General features: G+C 65.6%; 29 protein-coding genes. All 29 read left to right on the top strand.

The window, feature by feature from the left end:
• Window positions 1–9: 9 nt before the first annotated feature.
• The 29 genes from rplC (at window position 10) to rplQ (ending at window position 16099) form a co-directional block, all read left to right on the top strand.
• Window positions 10–654, top strand: a complete 645-nt coding sequence (gene rplC / locus ACFVYF_RS33590) for a 50S ribosomal protein L3 (RefSeq protein ID WP_151482635.1) — start codon at window positions 10–12, stop codon at window positions 652–654.
• Window positions 655–659: 5 nt separating this feature from the next.
• The gene (gene rplD, locus ACFVYF_RS33585; protein ID WP_389461500.1) at window positions 660–1325 is read left to right on the top strand and encodes a 50S ribosomal protein L4; all 666 of its coding nucleotides are present in this window, start codon (window positions 660–662) and stop codon (window positions 1323–1325) included.
• The gene (gene rplW, locus ACFVYF_RS33580; RefSeq protein ID WP_362904134.1) at window positions 1325–1741 is read left to right on the top strand and encodes a 50S ribosomal protein L23; all 417 of its coding nucleotides are present in this window, start codon (window positions 1325–1327) and stop codon (window positions 1739–1741) included. Before rplD ends, rplW begins: the two co-directional genes overlap by 1 nt.
• Window positions 1742–1780: 39 nt before the next feature.
• Window positions 1781–2617, top strand: a complete 837-nt coding sequence (rplB, locus tag ACFVYF_RS33575; protein ID WP_028805741.1) for a 50S ribosomal protein L2 — start codon at window positions 1781–1783, stop codon at window positions 2615–2617.
• Window positions 2618–2629: 12 nt separating this feature from the next.
• On the top strand, window positions 2630–2911 hold the full coding sequence (rpsS, locus tag ACFVYF_RS33570) for a 30S ribosomal protein S19 (RefSeq protein WP_010986346.1): 282 nt from the start codon (window positions 2630–2632) through the stop codon (window positions 2909–2911).
• A gap of 41 nt (window positions 2912–2952) precedes the next feature.
• Window positions 2953–3300, top strand: coding sequence for a 50S ribosomal protein L22 (rplV, locus tag ACFVYF_RS33565; protein ID WP_006604878.1), 348 nt, complete (start codon window positions 2953–2955; stop codon window positions 3298–3300).
• On the top strand, window positions 3300–4139 hold the full coding sequence (gene rpsC, locus ACFVYF_RS33560; protein ID WP_389461498.1) for a 30S ribosomal protein S3: 840 nt from the start codon (window positions 3300–3302) through the stop codon (window positions 4137–4139). Before rplV ends, rpsC begins: the two co-directional genes overlap by 1 nt.
• A 5-nt stretch (window positions 4140–4144) precedes the next feature.
• Window positions 4145–4564, top strand: coding sequence for a 50S ribosomal protein L16 (gene rplP / locus ACFVYF_RS33555; RefSeq protein WP_033319640.1), 420 nt, complete (start codon window positions 4145–4147; stop codon window positions 4562–4564).
• Window positions 4564–4788, top strand: a complete 225-nt coding sequence (gene rpmC / locus ACFVYF_RS33550) for a 50S ribosomal protein L29 (protein WP_003998824.1) — start codon at window positions 4564–4566, stop codon at window positions 4786–4788. The genes rplP and rpmC overlap by 1 nt, the downstream gene beginning before the upstream one ends.
• Window positions 4788–5072 (top strand): 30S ribosomal protein S17, encoded by a 285-nt coding sequence (gene rpsQ, locus ACFVYF_RS33545; protein WP_010986349.1) that lies wholly within the window; start codon window positions 4788–4790, stop codon window positions 5070–5072. Before rpmC ends, rpsQ begins: the two co-directional genes overlap by 1 nt.
• Window positions 5073–5205: 133 nt before the next feature.
• Complete coding sequence (gene rplN / locus ACFVYF_RS33540) at window positions 5206–5574, top strand: 50S ribosomal protein L14 (RefSeq protein WP_003998823.1); 369 nt, start codon at window positions 5206–5208, stop codon at window positions 5572–5574.
• 2 nt (window positions 5575–5576) lie between these two features.
• The gene (gene rplX / locus ACFVYF_RS33535; RefSeq protein WP_189776123.1) at window positions 5577–5900 is read left to right on the top strand and encodes a 50S ribosomal protein L24; all 324 of its coding nucleotides are present in this window, start codon (window positions 5577–5579) and stop codon (window positions 5898–5900) included.
• Window positions 5900–6457 carry a 50S ribosomal protein L5 gene (gene rplE / locus ACFVYF_RS33530; protein WP_148010026.1) on the top strand — a complete coding sequence of 186 codons (558 nt, stop codon included), beginning with the start codon at window positions 5900–5902 and terminating at the stop codon, window positions 6455–6457. Before rplX ends, rplE begins: the two co-directional genes overlap by 1 nt.
• A 5-nt stretch (window positions 6458–6462) precedes the next feature.
• Window positions 6463–6648 carry a type Z 30S ribosomal protein S14 gene (locus ACFVYF_RS33525; protein WP_003948630.1) on the top strand — a complete coding sequence of 62 codons (186 nt, stop codon included), beginning with the start codon at window positions 6463–6465 and terminating at the stop codon, window positions 6646–6648.
• Between the two features lie 207 nt (window positions 6649–6855).
• Complete coding sequence (gene rpsH, locus ACFVYF_RS33520) at window positions 6856–7254, top strand: 30S ribosomal protein S8 (RefSeq protein ID WP_383282637.1); 399 nt, start codon at window positions 6856–6858, stop codon at window positions 7252–7254.
• A gap of 24 nt (window positions 7255–7278) precedes the next feature.
• A complete protein-coding gene (gene rplF / locus ACFVYF_RS33515; protein ID WP_189776124.1) occupies window positions 7279–7818 on the top strand; it encodes a 50S ribosomal protein L6 in 540 nt (179 codons plus the stop codon).
• A 3-nt stretch (window positions 7819–7821) separates the two neighbouring features.
• Complete coding sequence (gene rplR / locus ACFVYF_RS33510; protein ID WP_383282643.1) at window positions 7822–8202, top strand: 50S ribosomal protein L18; 381 nt, start codon at window positions 7822–7824, stop codon at window positions 8200–8202.
• 64 nt (window positions 8203–8266) lie between these two features.
• Window positions 8267–8872 carry a 30S ribosomal protein S5 gene (gene rpsE / locus ACFVYF_RS33505; protein ID WP_006376045.1) on the top strand — a complete coding sequence of 202 codons (606 nt, stop codon included), beginning with the start codon at window positions 8267–8269 and terminating at the stop codon, window positions 8870–8872.
• On the top strand, window positions 8872–9054 hold the full coding sequence (gene rpmD, locus ACFVYF_RS33500; RefSeq protein WP_389461496.1) for a 50S ribosomal protein L30: 183 nt from the start codon (window positions 8872–8874) through the stop codon (window positions 9052–9054). Before rpsE ends, rpmD begins: the two co-directional genes overlap by 1 nt.
• Before the next feature lie 2 nt (window positions 9055–9056).
• A complete protein-coding gene (gene rplO, locus ACFVYF_RS33495; RefSeq protein ID WP_383282650.1) occupies window positions 9057–9512 on the top strand; it encodes a 50S ribosomal protein L15 in 456 nt (151 codons plus the stop codon).
• A gap of 222 nt (window positions 9513–9734) precedes the next feature.
• Window positions 9735–11048 (top strand): preprotein translocase subunit SecY, encoded by a 1314-nt coding sequence (secY, locus tag ACFVYF_RS33490; protein ID WP_389461494.1) that lies wholly within the window; start codon window positions 9735–9737, stop codon window positions 11046–11048.
• A complete protein-coding gene (locus tag ACFVYF_RS33485; protein ID WP_389461492.1) occupies window positions 11048–11710 on the top strand; it encodes an adenylate kinase in 663 nt (220 codons plus the stop codon). The genes secY and ACFVYF_RS33485 overlap by 1 nt, the downstream gene beginning before the upstream one ends.
• A gap of 104 nt (window positions 11711–11814) precedes the next feature.
• The gene (gene map, locus ACFVYF_RS33480) at window positions 11815–12651 is read left to right on the top strand and encodes a type I methionyl aminopeptidase (RefSeq protein ID WP_389461491.1); all 837 of its coding nucleotides are present in this window, start codon (window positions 11815–11817) and stop codon (window positions 12649–12651) included.
• A 141-nt stretch (window positions 12652–12792) separates the two neighbouring features.
• A complete protein-coding gene (gene infA / locus ACFVYF_RS33475; RefSeq protein ID WP_003948620.1) occupies window positions 12793–13014 on the top strand; it encodes a translation initiation factor IF-1 in 222 nt (73 codons plus the stop codon).
• Window positions 13015–13071: 57 nt separating this feature from the next.
• Window positions 13072–13185: a 50S ribosomal protein L36 gene (gene rpmJ, locus ACFVYF_RS33470; RefSeq protein WP_003998809.1), complete on the top strand. Its 114-nt coding sequence runs from the start codon at window positions 13072–13074 to the stop codon at window positions 13183–13185.
• Window positions 13186–13392: 207 nt separating this feature from the next.
• Window positions 13393–13773: a 30S ribosomal protein S13 gene (gene rpsM / locus ACFVYF_RS33465; protein WP_266501051.1), complete on the top strand. Its 381-nt coding sequence runs from the start codon at window positions 13393–13395 to the stop codon at window positions 13771–13773.
• Between the two features lie 96 nt (window positions 13774–13869).
• The gene (rpsK, locus tag ACFVYF_RS33460) at window positions 13870–14274 is read left to right on the top strand and encodes a 30S ribosomal protein S11 (protein WP_003948617.1); all 405 of its coding nucleotides are present in this window, start codon (window positions 13870–13872) and stop codon (window positions 14272–14274) included.
• Window positions 14275–14387: 113 nt separating this feature from the next.
• Window positions 14388–15410, top strand: a complete 1023-nt coding sequence (locus ACFVYF_RS33455; protein ID WP_003966937.1) for a DNA-directed RNA polymerase subunit alpha — start codon at window positions 14388–14390, stop codon at window positions 15408–15410.
• A 173-nt stretch (window positions 15411–15583) separates the two neighbouring features.
• Window positions 15584–16099: a 50S ribosomal protein L17 gene (gene rplQ / locus ACFVYF_RS33450; protein WP_389461490.1), complete on the top strand. Its 516-nt coding sequence runs from the start codon at window positions 15584–15586 to the stop codon at window positions 16097–16099.
• Window positions 16100–16106: the final 7 nt, after the last annotated feature.

The following is a 16106-nucleotide window of genomic DNA, read 5'->3' as shown; positions in this document are numbered from 1 at the left end:
GATCTGAGAATGGCTAAGCAGATCAAGGGCATCCTGGGCGAGAAGCTCGGCATGACGCAGGTGTGGGACGAGAACAACCGTGTTGTTCCGGTCACCGTCGTCAAGGCCGGCCCGAACGTCGTGACCCAGGTCCGTACGAATGACTCCGACGGCTACGAGTCGGTCCAGATCGCCTTCGGCGAGATCGACCCGCGCAAGGTGAACAAGCCCCTCAAGGGTCACTTCGCCAAGGCCGACGTCACCCCCCGCCGCCACCTCGTCGAGATCCGTACCGCTGACGCCAGCGAGTACACCCTCGGCCAGGAGATCACCGCCGAGACCTTCGAGTCCGGCGTCAAGGTGGACGTGACCGGCACGAGCAAGGGCAAGGGCTTCGCCGGTGTCATGAAGCGTCACAACTTCAAGGGCCTCGGCGCCGGTCACGGCACCCAGCGCAAGCACCGCTCTCCCGGCTCCATCGGTGGCTGTGCCACCCCGGGTCGTGTGTTCAAGGGCCTCCGCATGGCGGGTCGCATGGGCAACGAGCGGGTCACCACCCAGAACCTGACCGTTCACGCCGTTGACGCGGAGAAGGGCCTGCTCCTTATCAAGGGCGCGGTTCCTGGTCCGAACGGCGGCCTCGTCCTGGTCCGCACCGCGGCCAAGGGGGCCTGAGGACTATGAGCACCATTGACATTCTGTCGCCCTCCGGCGACAACGCCGGGACCGTAGAGCTCCCGGCCGAGATCTTCGACGTGGAGAAGATCAGCATTCCGCTGCTTCACCAGGTCGTCGTCGCACAGCTGGCCGCCGCCCGTCAGGGCACGCACAAGGTCAAGCGTCGTGGCGAGGTCCGCGGTGGCGGTAAGAAGCCTTACCGCCAGAAGGGCACCGGCCGCGCGCGCCAGGGTTCGACCCGTGCGCCGCAGTTCGCCGGCGGTGGCGTCGTCCACGGCCCCACGCCGCGTGACTACTCGCAGCGGACCCCGAAGAAGATGAAGGCCGCGGCCCTGCGCCACGCCCTCACCGACCGGGCCCGCAACGCTCGCATCCACGTCATCACCGGCGTGATCGAGGGCGAGAACATCTCCACCAAGGCCGCGAAGAGCTTCCTCGGCAAGGTCAGCGAGCGCAAGAACGTGCTCCTGGTCATCGAGCGCTCGGACGAGGCCGCGCTGCTTTCCGCGCGCAACCTGCCCCAGGTCCACATCCTGGAGCCGGGCCAGCTGAACACGTACGACGTTCTCGTCTCGGACGACGTGGTCTTCACCAAGGCCGCTTTCGAGTCCTTCGTGTCTGGCGCGCCGCAGTCGTCGGCTGCTGACACCGAAGGGAGCGAAGCCTGATGGCTACGCGTCACCCGAGCATTGCGCCCAAGGCCGCCAAGGCCGCCAAGGCCGCGCGCGTCGCCAAGGCGAAGCGCCACGAGGCCGAGGGCAAGAACACCGTCGAGACCCCGCTGAGCAAGTCCTTCACGGATCCCCGTGACGTGCTCCTCAAGCCGGTCGTCTCGGAGAAGAGCTACGCGCTGCTCGACGAGGGCAAGTACACCTTCGTCGTGGACCCGCGGGCCAACAAGACCCAGATCAAGCAGGCCGTCCAGGCGGTCTTCTCGGTCAAGGTCACCGGGGTCAACACGATCAACCGTCAGGGCAAGCGCAAGCGCACCAAGACGGGCTTCGGCAAGCGTGCTGACAGCAAGCGCGCGATCGTGACCCTCGCTGAGGGCGACCGTATCGACATCTTCGGCCAGGCCTCCTAACGGAGCGCCCTGGTCCGAATATCGGACGAGGACTGAGAAATGGGAATCCGCAAGTACAAGCCGACTACGCCGGGCCGTCGTGGCTCCAGCGTCGCCGACTTCGTCGAGGTCACGCGGTCCACGCCGGAGAAGTCGCTGGTCCGCCCGCTGCACAGCAAGGGCGGCCGTAACAACGCCGGTCGTGTGACCGTTCGCCACCAGGGTGGCGGACACAAGCGCGCCTACCGAGTGATCGACTTCCGTCGTCACGACAAGGACGGCGTGCCGGCGAAGGTCGCGCACATCGAGTACGACCCCAACCGCACCGCGCGCATCGCGCTGCTTCACTACGCGGACGGCGAGAAGCGCTACATCCTCGCCCCCCGCAACCTGTCGCAGGGTGACCGCGTCGAGAACGGTCCTGGGGCCGACATCAAGCCGGGCAACAACCTGGCGCTCCGCAACATCCCGGTCGGTACCACGATCCACGCGATCGAGCTCCGTCCGGGTGGCGGTGCCAAGTTCGCCCGCTCCGCCGGTGCCTCCGTGCAGCTGCTCGCGAAGGAGGGCCAGATGGCTCACCTCCGCATGCCGTCCGGAGAGATCCGCCTGGTCGACGTGCGCTGCCGCGCCACCGTCGGCGAGGTCGGCAACGCCGAGCAGTCGAACATCAACTGGGGCAAGGCCGGCCGTAAGCGCTGGCTCGGCGTCCGCCCGACCGTTCGCGGTGTGGCGATGAACCCGGTTGACCACCCGCACGGTGGTGGTGAAGGCAAGACCTCCGGTGGTCGCCACCCGGTCTCGCCGTGGGGTCAGAAGGAGGGTCGTACTCGTTCGCCGAAGAAGGCTTCGAACAAGTACATCGTCCGCCGCCGCAAGACGAACAAGAAGCGCTAGGAGCGGGTTTAGATGCCGCGCAGTCTCAAGAAGGGGCCCTTCGTCGACGACCACCTGATCAAGAAGGTGGACGCCCAGAACGAAGCCGGTTCCAAGAACGTCATCAAGACCTGGTCCCGTCGCTCGATGATCATCCCGGCCATGCTCGGCCACACGATCGCGGTGCACAACGGCAAGACCCACATTCCGGTGTTTGTCACCGAGTCGATGGTCGGCCACAAGCTCGGCGAGTTCTCGCCGACGCGCACCTTCCGGGGTCACGTCAAGGACGACCGGAAGTCGAAGCGCCGCTAACGCGGGGTGGAATGACCATGACAGACACTGGAAGGACAACCATGGAAGCCAGGGCCCAGGCGCGGTACATCCGCGTTACGCCCATGAAGGCCCGCCGCGTGGTGGACCTTATCCGTGGCATGGATGCCACGGAGGCTCAGGCGGTCCTGCGTTTCGCCCCGCAGGCCGCGAGCGTGCCGGTTGGCAAGGTGCTTGACAGCGCCATCGCCAACGCCGCGCACAACTACGACCACACCGACGCCGGCAGCCTCGTCATCTCTGAGGCGTACGTCGACGAGGGTCCGACCCTGAAGCGGTTCCGGCCGCGCGCCCAGGGCCGTGCCTACCGGATCCGCAAGCGGACCAGCCACATCACCGTGGTCGTCAGCAGCAAGGAAGGAACCCGGTAATGGGCCAGAAGGTTAACCCGCATGGGTTCCGGCTCGGCATCACCACGGACTTCAAGTCCCGTTGGTACGCCGACAAGCTGTACAAGGACTACGTCAAGGAAGACGTCGCCATCCGTCGGATGATGACGTCCGGCATGGAGCGCGCCGGCATCTCGAAGGTTGAGATCGAGCGCACCCGTGACCGCGTGCGGGTGGACATCCACACCGCGCGTCCGGGCATCGTCATCGGCCGCCGTGGCGCCGAGGCCGACCGCATCCGCGGTGACCTCGAGAAGCTCACGGGCAAGCAGGTCCAGCTGAACATCCTCGAGGTCAAGAGCCCCGAGACCGATGCCCAGCTGGTCGCCCAGGCCGTTGCCGAGCAGCTGTCGTCCCGCGTCTCCTTCCGTCGCGCCATGCGTAAGAGCATGCAGGGCACGATGAAGGCCGGCGCCAAGGGCATCAAGATCCAGTGCGGTGGCCGTCTCGGCGGCGCCGAGATGTCCCGCTCGGAGTTCTACCGCGAGGGCCGCGTGCCCCTGCACACGCTCCGTGCGAACGTCGACTACGGCTTCTTCGAGGCCAAGACGACCTTCGGCCGTATCGGTGTGAAGGTCTGGATCTACAAGGGCGACGTCAAGAACATCGCCGAGGTCCGTGCCGAGAACGCCGCGGCCCGTGCGGGTAACCGCCCGGCCCGTGGTGGTGGCAACGACCGCCCGGCCCGTGGTGGCCGTGGTGGCGAGCGTGGCGGCCGCGGCCGCAAGCCGCAGCAGCAGTCCGCGCCGGCTGCCGAGGCCCCCAAGGCCGAGGCTCCCGCCGCTGCCGCTCCGGCTGAGAGCACCGGAACGGAGGCCTGACCGAAATGCTGATCCCCCGTAGGGTCAAGCACCGCAAGCAGCACCACCCCAAGCGCCGCGGTCAGGCCAAGGGTGGTACGACGGTTGCGTTCGGCGAGTACGGCATTCAGGCCCTCACGCCGGCGTACGTGACCAACCGCCAGATTGAGGCGGCTCGTATCGCGATGACCCGCCACATCAAGCGTGGCGGCAAGGTCTGGATCAACATTTATCCGGACCGCCCCCTCACGAAGAAGCCCGCCGAGACCCGCATGGGTTCCGGTAAGGGTTCCCCCGAGTGGTGGGTCGCGAACGTTCACCCGGGACGGGTGATGTTCGAGCTGTCCTACCCGAACGAGAAGATTGCGCGTGAGGCGCTTACCCGCGCTGCTCACAAGCTTCCGATGAAGTGCCGCATTGTGCGGCGCGAGGCAGGTGAAGCGTGATGTCGGCCGGTACCAAGGCGTCCGAGCTGCGCGAACTGGGCGACGAGGAGCTTCTTGCGAAGCTTCGCGAAGCCAAGGAAGAGCTGTTCAACCTCCGCTTCCAGGCGGCGACCGGTCAGCTCGAGAACCACGGGCGGCTCAAGGCCGTCCGAAAGGACATCGCGCGGATCTACACCCTGATGCGTGAGCGCGAGCTGGGCATCGAGACGGTGGAGAGCGCCTGATGAGCGAGAGCAACGTGACTGAGACCAACGAGCAGCGCGGTTTCCGCAAGACCCGTGAGGGTCTTGTCGTCAGCGACAAGATGGACAAGACCGTCGTCGTCGCTGTCGAGGACCGCGTCAAGCACGCGCTGTACGGCAAGGTCATCCGCCGTACGAACAAGCTCAAGGCCCACGACGAGCAGAACGCTGCGGGCGTCGGCGACCGTGTCCTCCTCATGGAGACCCGGCCGCTGTCCGCGACGAAGCGCTGGCGCGTCGTCGAGATTCTCGAGAAGGCCAAGTAAGGACATCCCCGCGAGGGGATTCCACAGACACAGCCTGAGGGGTTTCCCTCAGGTTCGTTCCGCCAGGCTCGGGGCGGGGACGCCGTAACAGGCGCCCCCGCCCCGGGAACCGGCAGACAATCAGGAGATAGACGTGATCCAGCAGGAGTCGCGACTGCGTGTCGCCGACAACACTGGTGCGAAGGAAATCCTTTGCATCCGTGTGCTCGGTGGCTCCGGTCGCCGCTACGCGGGCATCGGTGACGTCATTGTCGCCACCGTGAAGGACGCGATCCCCGGTGGCAACGTGAAGAAGGGTGACGTCGTCAAGGCGGTCATCGTTCGCACCGTCAAGGAGCGCCGCCGTCCGGACGGCTCGTACATCCGCTTCGACGAGAACGCCGCCGTCATTCTGAAGAACGACGGCGACCCTCGCGGCACCCGTATCTTCGGCCCCGTCGGCCGTGAGCTGCGCGAGAAGAAGTTCATGAAGATCATCTCGCTCGCGCCGGAGGTGCTGTAAGCATGAAGATCAAGAAGGGCGACCTGGTTCAGGTCATCACCGGTAAGGACAAGGGCAAGCAGGGCAAGGTCATTGCCGCTTACCCGCGCGACGAGCGCGTCCTGGTCGAGGGTGTCAACCGGGTCAAGAAGCACACGAAGGCCGGCCCCACCGCTCGCGGTTCGCAGGCCGGCGGCATCGTGACCACCGAAGCCCCCATTCACGTGAGCAACGTTCAGCTCGTCGTGGAGAAGGACGGCAACAAGGTCGTCACGCGCGTCGGTTTCCGCTTCGACGACGAGGGCAACAAGATCCGCGTTGCCAAGCGGACGGGTGAGGACATCTGATGGCTACCACCACCACTCCGCGTCTCAAGACGAAGTACCGCGAGGAGATCGCGGCCAAGCTGCAGGAAGAGTTCTCGTACGAGAACGTCATGCAGACCCCCGGTCTCGTCAAGATCGTGGTCAACATGGGTGTCGGCGACGCCGCCCGTGACTCGAAGCTCATGGACGGTGCCGTCCGTGACCTGACCACGATCACCGGTCAGAAGCCGGCCATCACCAAGGCCCGGAAGTCCATCGCGCAGTTCAAGCTGCGTGAGGGTCAGCCGATCGGCGCCCACGTCACGCTCCGTGGCGACCGCATGTGGGAGTTCCTGGACCGCACCCTGTCGCTCGCGCTGCCGCGCATCCGCGACTTCCGCGGTCTGTCCCCCAAGCAGTTCGACGGCCGTGGCAACTACACCTTCGGTCTCACGGAGCAGGTCATGTTCCACGAGATCGACCAGGACAAGATCGACCGCGTCCGGGGTATGGACATCACCGTGGTCACCACGGCGACCAACGACGCTGAGGGCCGTGCCCTTCTCCGTCACCTCGGCTTCCCCTTCAAGGAGGCGTAAGCGAGATGGCGAAGAAGGCTCTGATTGCCAAGGCTGCTCGTAAGCCCAAGTTCGGCGTACGTGGCTACACGCGCTGCCAGCGCTGCGGCCGTCCGCACTCCGTGTACCGCAAGTTCGGCCTGTGCCGCGTGTGCCTTCGTGAGATGGCTCACCGTGGCGAGCTGCCGGGCGTGACCAAGAGCTCCTGGTAATCCCCTAGTTGGGATTACCCGAAGCTCTCGGTAAGTAAAGGGTCTGGCAGGGGCCCGGCTCTCCATGGCTTAGGCTAGGAGGGTTGGGCGTCTGCCGCCCGTACGACTTACTACGCCGTAGGTCCCCGCACCGCACCCGTCCCGCCACTGAGTGGGGAGAGGGATGGCGCACTGGAAACCCCGGCGAGAGAGGCCGAAGGCCAATTCATGACCATGACTGATCCGATCGCGGACATGCTTACGCGTCTGCGTAACGCGAACTCGGCGTACCACGACTCCGTGGGGATGCCGCACAGCAAGATCAAGTCGCACATCGCGGAGATCCTCCAGCAGGAGGGCTTCATCACGGGCTGGAAGGTCGAGGACGCCGAGGTCGGCAAGAACCTCGTCCTCGAGCTGAAGTTCGGCCCGAACCGTGAGCGCTCCATCGCGGGCATCAAGCGGATCTCCAAGCCCGGTCTCCGGGTTTACGCGAAGTCCACCTCCCTGCCCAAGGTGCTCGGTGGCCTCGGCGTGGCGATCATCTCCACGTCGCACGGTCTCCTCACCGACAAGCAGGCCGGCAAGAAGGGCGTAGGCGGAGAAGTTCTCGCCTACGTCTGGTAGCGGAAGGGAACGGAGGAAACAGCTATGTCGCGTATTGGCAAGCTCCCCATCACGGTTCCCGCCGGCGTGGACGTCACCATCGACGGCCGTACGGTCCAGGTGAAGGGCCCCAAGGGCTCGCTCTCCCACACCATTGCGGCGCCGATCGAGATCGCTAAGGGCGAGGACGGCATTCTCAATGTCACCCGCCCGAACGACGAGCGTCAGAACAAGGCCCTCCACGGCCTGTCCCGCACGCTGGTGGCGAACATGATCACCGGCGTGACCACGGGTTACGTGAAGAAGCTCGAAATCAGCGGTGTCGGTTACCGCGTCCTGGCGAAGGGCTCCAACCTGGAGTTCTCGCTCGGCTACAGCCACTCGATCACGGTCGAGGCGCCCGAGGGCATCTCGTTCAAGGTCGAGAACCCGACGCACTTCTCGGTCGAGGGAATCGACAAGCAGAAGGTCGGCGAGGTTGCGGCCAACATCCGCAAGCTGCGCAAGCCCGACCCGTACAAGGCCAAGGGCGTCAAGTACGAGGGCGAAGTCGTCCGGCGCAAGGTCGGAAAGGCGGGTAAGTAAGCCATGGCATACGGTGTCAAGATTGCTAAGGGCGACGCTTACAAGCGTGCTGCCATCAAGCGTCGTCACATCCGGATCCGGAAGCACATCTCGGGTACGGCTGAGCGTCCGCGCCTGGTCGTGACGCGCTCGAACCGCCACATCGTGGCCCAGGTCATCGACGACGTTAAGGGTCACACCCTGGCGTCGGCGTCGACCCTGGACACGTCGATCCGGGGCGAGGGCGAGAAGTCCGCGCAGGCCGGCAAGGTCGGCGCCCTGGTCGCCGAGCGCGCCAAGGCCGCGGGCGTCGAGGCTGTCGTGTTCGACCGTGGTGGTAACCAGTACGCCGGGCGCATTGCCGCTCTGGCGGACGCCGCCCGCGAAGCCGGACTCAAGTTCTGAGTCGCCCGTCGCGCTAGCGACTTCGGTCGCTGCGTAGCTAGCGGAAAAAGAGAGAGGTAATCCAATGGCTGGACCCCAGCGCCGCGGAAGCGGTGCCGGTGGCGGCGAGCGGCGGGACCGGAAGGGCCGTGACGGCGGCGCTGCTGCCGCCGAGAAGACCGCGTACGTTGAGCGCGTAGTCGCGATCAACCGCGTCGCCAAGGTTGTGAAGGGTGGTCGTCGCTTCAGCTTCACTGCGCTCGTCGTAGTGGGCGACGGTGACGGCACCGTGGGTGTCGGTTACGGCAAGGCCAAGGAGGTGCCGGCCGCCATCGCCAAGGGTGTTGAGGAGGCCAAGAAGCACTTCTTCAAGGTCCCCCGTATCCAGGGCACCATCCCGCACCCGATCACGGGCGAGAAGGCCGCGGGCGTCGTCCTGCTCAAGCCTGCTTCCCCCGGTACCGGCGTTATCGCCGGTGGCCCGGTGCGTGCTGTCCTCGAGTGCGCCGGCGTTCACGACATCCTGTCGAAGTCGCTCGGCTCGTCCAACGCGATCAACATCGTGCACGCGACCGTGGCGGCCCTCAAGGGCCTGCAGCGTCCCGAGGAGATCGCGGCTCGCCGTGGTCTGCCCCTCGAGGACGTCGCCCCCGCGGCTCTGCTGCGTGCGCGTGCGGGAGCGGGTGCGTAATGGCTCGCCTCAAGGTCACGCAGACGAAGTCGTACATCGGCAGCAAGCAGAACCACCGTGACACCCTGCGGTCCCTTGGTCTCAAGGGGATCAACAGCGTGGTCGTCAAGGAGGACCGCCCCGAGTTCCGCGGCATGGTTCGCCATGTCCGTCACCTCGTGACGGTTGAGGAGGTCGACTGATCATGGCGGAGAACAACCCGCTCAAGATCCACAACCTCCGTCCCGCCCCGGGCGCCAAGACCGCCAAGACCCGTGTGGGTCGTGGTGAGGCGTCGAAGGGTAAGACGGCTGGTCGTGGTACCAAGGGCACGAAGGCCCGTTACCAGGTTCCGGAGCGCTTCGAGGGTGGCCAGATGCCCCTCCACATGCGTCTTCCGAAGCTCAAGGGCTTCAAGAACCCGTTCAAGACCGAGTTCCAGGTCGTGAACCTCGACAAGCTGGCGTCGCTGTACCCGGAGGGTGGCGAGGTCACCGTCGAGGGGCTCGTCGCCAAGGGTGCCGTTCGCAAGAACAGCCTCGTCAAGGTGCTCGGCCAGGGCGAGATCTCCGTGGCGCTGCAGGTGTCGGTCGACGCCGTCTCCGGCTCCGCCAAGGAGAAGATCACCGCCGCCGGCGGTACCGTCACCGAGCTCGTCTGATCCAGTCAGGCGTCTCGATGACTTGAGCGATCCCAACCGGGGATGCCCCACAAAAGGGGCATCCCCGGTTGGTCGTTCCAAGGGGGGCGGTCTCGCCGGTAAGGTGGCCTGCACTGCCAGCTTGCGTGCGGCGCGTCGCCGGGCGGAAGTTGACCCCATTCATTCGTCGAACCTCAAGACCGTCACCTCTGACGCAGTTGCGCGGGGGTCGCAGGAGGCACCGTGCTCACCGCGTTCGCCCGGGCGTTCAGGACGCCCGACCTGCGCAAGAAACTGCTCTTCACGCTCGCCATCGTCGTGGTGTACCGGATCGGTACCCACATTCCGATGCCGGGCGTCGACTACAAGAATGTCCAGACGTGTATTGACGCAGCCTCCGGCAAGCAGGGGCTGTTCGGTCTGGTCAACATGTTCAGTGGTGGCGCGCTGCTGCAGATCACCATCTTCGCGCTCGGCATCATGCCGTACATCACCGCGAGCATCATTCTGCAGCTGCTGACCGTGGTGATCCCGCGCCTCGAAGCCCTCAAGAAGGAGGGCCAGGCCGGTACGGCGAAGATCACGCAGTACACCCGTTATCTGACGGTGGCCCTCGCCATCCTCCAGGGCACAGGTCTCGTGGCGACCGCCCGCAGTGGCGCGCTGTTCACCAGCTGCCCTGTCGGCAACCAGATTGTTCCGGACAAGGCGATCTTCACCACGATCACCATGGTCATCTGCATGACTGCCGGTACGGCCGTCGTCATGTGGCTCGGTGAGCTCATCACCGACCGCGGTATCGGCAACGGCATGTCGATCCTGATGTTCATCTCGATCGCCGCGACGTTCCCGTCCGCGCTGTGGGCCATCAAGAAGCAGGGCACGCTGGCCGGCGGCTGGATCGAGTTCTTCACCGTCATCGCGGTCGGTCTGGTCATGGTCGGCCTGGTGGTCTTCGTCGAGCAGGCTCAGCGCCGCATTCCGGTCCAGTACGCGAAGCGCATGATCGGCCGCCGGTCCTATGGCGGTACGTCCACCTACATCCCGTTGAAGGTGAACCAGGCGGGTGTGATCCCCGTCATCTTCGCGTCGTCGCTGCTCTACATCCCGGCGCTGGTCGCGCAGTTCTCCAGCGGACCCTCGGGCTGGAAGACCTGGATCGAGCAGAACCTGACCAAGGGCGACCACCCGATTTACATCGTCACGTACTTCCTGCTGATCGTTTTCTTCGCGTTCTTCTACGTGGCGATCTCGTTCAACCCCGAGGAAGTCGCCGACAACATGAAGAAGTATGGTGGCTTCATCCCGGGCATCCGGGCTGGCAGGCCGACCGCTGAGTACCTGAGCTACGTACTCAACCGGATCACCTGGCCGGGTTCGCTGTATCTGGGCCTGATCGCTCTCGTACCGACGATGGCGTTGGTTGGCTTCGGGGCAAGCCAGAACTTCCCGTTCGGTGGCACCAGCATCCTGATCATCGTGGGTGTCGGTCTCGAGACGGTGAAGCAGATCGAGAGTCAGCTTCAGCAGCGTAATTACGAAGGGTTCCTCCGCTGATGCGTATCGTCCTCGTCGGGCCGCCGGGTGCCGGTAAGGGAACGCAGGCCGCGTTCCTAGCCAGGAACCTGTCGATCCCGCACATCTCCACGGGCGACCTCTTCCGCGCCAACATCAGCCAGCAGACGGAGCTCGGCAAGCTGGCGAAGTCGTACATGGACGCGGGCAACCTCGTTCCGGACGAGGTCACCATCGCGATGGCGAAGGACCGGATGGAGCAGCCGGACGCCGAGAGCGGCTTCCTGCTGGACGGTTTCCCGCGGAATGTGTCGCAGGCCCAGGCGCTGGACGAGATGCTCAAGGCCGAGGGCATGAAGCTGGACGCGGTCCTCGATCTGGAGGTCCCCGAGGACGAGGTGGTCAAGCGCATCGCCGGCCGCCGGGTCTGCCGCAAGGACTCGAGCCACGTCTTCCACGTGGAGTACAAGAAGCCGGTCAAGGACGGCGTCTGTGACGTCTGCGGCGGCGAGCTGTACCAGCGCGACGACGACTCCGAGGAGACCGTCCGCAAGCGCCTCGAGGTCTACCACACGCAGACCGAGCCGATCATCGACTACTACCGGGCGCAGAGCCTGGTCGTCACGATCACCGCGCTCGGCAAGGTGGAGGACGTCACCGTGCGTGCCATGGAGGCGCTGAAGCGCCTGGGGGACAACAAGTAGTAGTGAACGCTGCTCCGGCCGCGGTGCCCTTGAGGGGCGTCGCGGCCGTAGTGTTGTGCAGGTAACCGGTTGATTCACGGAGAAGACGGAGAGCGCAGGCCCCCATGGTGCAGATCAAGACCCCCGAGCAGATCGCCAAGATGCGTGAGGCGGGCCTGGTCGTCGCCGCCATTCATGCGGCCACGCGTGAGGCCGCGGTGCCCGGCGCCACGACGAAGGACCTCGACGAGGTGGCGCGCAAGGTGCTCGACGAGCACGGCGCCAAGTCGAACTTCCTCGGATACGGCGGCTTCCCCGCGACGATCTGCACCTCGGCCAACGAGGTCGTCGTCCACGGCATCCCGGACGAGAAGACCGTCCTCAAGGACGGCGACATCATCTCCATCGACGCCGGCGCCATCGTCGACGGCTGGCACGGCGACGCCGCGTACACCGCCTTCGTGGGCTCCGGTCACGCTCCGGAGCTGATCGAGCTCTCCCGGGTGACCGAGGAGTCGATGTGGGCGGGCATCGCCGCCATGAAGGCGGGCAACCGCCTGGTCGACGTCTCCCGTGCCATCGAGACGTACATCCGCCGCCAGCCCAAGCCCGGCGGCGGTAAGTACGGCATCGTCGAGGACTACGGCGGTCACGGCATCGGCACCGAGATGCACATGGACCCGCACCTGCTGAACTACGTCGAGCGCCGTCGCGGCAAGGGCCCCAAGCTGGTCCCCGGCTTCTGCCTCGCCATCGAGCCCATGGTCTCCCTCGGCACCCCGAAGACCGAGGTCCTCTCCGACGACTGGACCGTCATCACGACGGACGGCACCTGGTCCTCGCACTGGGAGCACTCGGTCGCGCTGACCGAGGACGGACCCCTGGTTCTGACCGCTCCCGACGGCGGCAAGGCGAAGCTCGCCGAGTACGGCATCACGGCTGCGCCCGATCCTCTTGCTTAAGGATCTTCCCCGTGGGGCAAACTTCCTCGATTCGTCTTTCCGGGTGCGCTGACGTAGACTGACTCGTCGGCTCTGGTGCACCCGCATGCCTGCATGCGCTCGTACGGAGTCGATCAAGGTAGTCGATTCGAAGGGCGAAGCGTGGCCAAGAAGCAAGGTGCCATCGAGATCGAGGGCACTGTCGTCGAGTCTCTTCCGAACGCCATGTTCAAGGTCGAGCTCCAGAACGGCCACCAGGTCCTGGCACACATCAGCGGCAAGATGCGTATGCACTACATCCGTATCCTCCCTGACGACCGGGTCGTGGTGGAGTTGTCTCCGTACGACCTGACCCGTGGCCGGATCGTCTACCGGTACAAGTAGATCTTGCCTGTGCCCCGCGCTCGCGGGGTGGTGGCACTGACCCGGAGAACCTCACCAATGAAGGTCAAGCCGAGCGTCAAGAAGATCTGCGACAAGTGCAGGGTGATCCGCCGTCACGGCCGGGTCATGGTCATTTGCGAAAACCCGCGCCACAAGCAGCGCCAGGGCTGACGCACGACCACCTTCTGCACCCGCAGATACTTCGCGCGACGCAAGCAGTACATGTTCATACGCAGAGCCCAGGCTGAGTCTCATCAGGCCTGACACCCCCGGTCGGAGGCCGGGGACCCGGTTCGTACCGAATCTTCGCAAGAGAAGACGACGGCGGGCGGGATCCGGTTCTGCGGAAGACCTCCGAACGACAACTGGAGCCATTGAATGGCACGCGTTTCCGGTGTTGACATCCCGCGCGAAAAGCGCGTGGAGGTTGCCCTCACCTACGTGTTCGGCATCGGCCGGACCCTCTCGCAGAAGACGCTGGCTGACACCGGCGTCAACCCGAACACCCGCGTTCGTGACCTCTCCGAAGAAGAGCTGGTCCGGATCCGCGAGTACGTGGACGCCAACTTCAAGACCGAGGGTGACCTCCGTCGCGAGGTTCAGGCCGACATCCGCCGCAAGGTCGAGATCGGCTGCTACCAGGGTCTGCGTCACCGTCGTGGCCTGCCCGTCCACGGTCAGCGCACCAGCACGAACGCTCGTACCCGCAAGGGCCCGCGTCGCGCCATCGCCGGTAAGAAGAAGCCGGGCAAGAAGTAGTCCTCAGCGGACGCTGCGGAACCCGGGCCCGTCCCGGACCACCGCGAACCAGCGGTCTTCGCTGTAGGACCGACCACCTCCCCGTAGGAGTTATAGATGCCCCCCAAGGGTCGTCAGGGCGCTGCCAAGAAGGTGCGCCGCAAGGAAAAGAAGAACGTCGCTCACGGCCACGCGCACATCAAGAGCACGTTCAACAACACGATCGTGTCCATCACGGACCCGACCGGCAACGTGATCTCCTGGGCCTCCGCCGGCCACGTCGGCTTCAAGGGCTCGCGCAAGTCCACCCCCTTCGCCGCGCAGATGGCCGCCGAGTCGGCTGCCCGTCGCGCGCAGGAGCACGGCATGCGCAAGGTCGACGTCTTCGTGAAGGGCCCGGGTTCGGGTCGCGAGACCGCCATCCGTTCGCTTCAGGCGACCGGTCTTGAGGTCGGCTCGATCCAGGACGTGACGCCCACGCCGCACAACGGCTGCCGTCCGCCCAAGCGCCGCCGCGTCTGACGCACGGTTGTCTTAGGTTTCGGGCGGTACGGCCTTCAAGGGCGGTACCGCCCGTACCCTTGTAGTACTCAAGGGCATCAAATAGTGGGTGCCCATGACTGAAGGACTCCTTCATGCTTATTGCTCAGCGCCCGTCGCTGACCGAAGAGGTCGTCGACGAGTTCCGCTCCCGGTTCGTGATCGAGCCGCTGGAGCCGGGCTTCGGTTACACCCTCGGCAACTCCCTGCGTCGTACGCTCCTCTCCTCGATCCCCGGTGCGGCTGTCACCAGCATCCGGATCGACGGCGTTCTGCACGAGTTCACCACCGTGCCGGGCGTCAAGGAGGACGTCACCGACCTGATCCTCAACATCAAGCAGCTGGTCGTCTCCTCGGAGCACGACGAGCCGGTCGTGATGTACCTGCGCAAGCAGGGCCCGGGTCTGGTCACCGCCGCCGACATCGCGCCCCCGGCCGGTGTCGAGGTGCACAACCCCGACCTCGTCCTCGCCACGCTCAACGGCAAGGGCAAGCTGGAGATGGAGCTGACCGTCGAGCGCGGTCGCGGCTACGTCTCCGCCGTGCAGAACAAGCAGGTCGGTCAGGAGATCGGGCGCATCCCGGTCGACTCGATCTACTCGCCGGTGCTGAAGGTCACGTACAAGGTCGAGGCCACGCGTGTCGAGCAGCGCACCGACTTCGACAAGCTGATCGTCGACGTCGAGACCAAGCAGGCCATGCGTCCCCGTGACGCCATGGCGTCGGCCGGTAAGACCCTGGTCGAGCTGTTCGGTCTGGCCCGCGAGCTCAACATCGACGCCGAGGGCATCGACATGGGCCCGTCCCCGACGGACGCCGCCCTCGCCGCTGATCTCGCCCTGCCGATCGAGGAGCTCGAGCTCACCGTTCGGTCGTACAACTGCCTCAAGCGTGAGGGCATCCACTCCGTGGGTGAGCTCGTCGCCCGCTCCGAGGCCGACCTCCTGGACATCCGTAACTTCGGTGCGAAGTCCATTGATGAGGTCAAGGCCAAGCTCGCCGGCATGGGCCTGGCTCTCAAGGACTCGCCTCCCGGGTTCGACCCGACCGCCGCGGCTGACGCCTTCGGCGCGGACGACGACGCGGACGCGGGCTTCGTGGAGACCGAGCAGTACTGATAGCTCGGGACCGATCGCCGGTTCTTGGGTGCGGGTTCGCTGTGGCTGGTCGCGCAGTTCCCCGCGCCCCTTCCAGGCCCCTTCGGGGGCCTGGATCTCCGACGGGCAGCCGCCCGCTCGGACACTGACCTCGGTACCTGATACGGCCGGGGCAGACACCTAGGAGAAACACCATGCCGAAGCCCACCAAGGGTGCCCGTCTGGGCGGCAGCGCCGCGCACGAGAAGCTGCTCCTCGCGAACCTCGCGAAGTCGCTCTTCGAGCACGGTCGTATCACCACCACCGAGGCCAAGGCCCGTCGCCTGCGTCCCTACGCGGAGCGTCTGGTCACCAAGGCGAAGAAGGGTGACCTTCACAACCGCCGCCAGGTGCTTTCGGTGATCACGGACAAGAGCATCGTGCACACGCTCTTCACCGAGATCGGCCCGCGCTACGAGAACCGCCCGGGTGGCTACACCCGTATCACCAAGATCGGTAACCGCCGTGGCGACAACGCGCCCATGGCTGTCATCGAGCTGGTGGAGGCCCTGACCGTGGCCCAGGAGGCCACCGGTGAGGCCGAGGCGGCGACCAAGCGTGCCGTCAAGGAAGACTCCGCCAAGAAGGACGAGGCCGTCGAGGCCAAGTCCGACGAGGCCGTCGAGGACGCGAAGCCGGCTGAGGCCGAGGACGAGTCCAAGGACGCCTGAGGCTCTG

The organism is Streptomyces sp. NPDC058274, assembly GCF_042881375.1.
GTDB lineage: Bacteria > Actinomycetota > Actinomycetes > Streptomycetales > Streptomycetaceae > Streptomyces.
The sequence above is the reverse complement of the archived record's forward strand: the minus strand, read 5'-3'. Positions and strand labels throughout refer to the sequence as shown.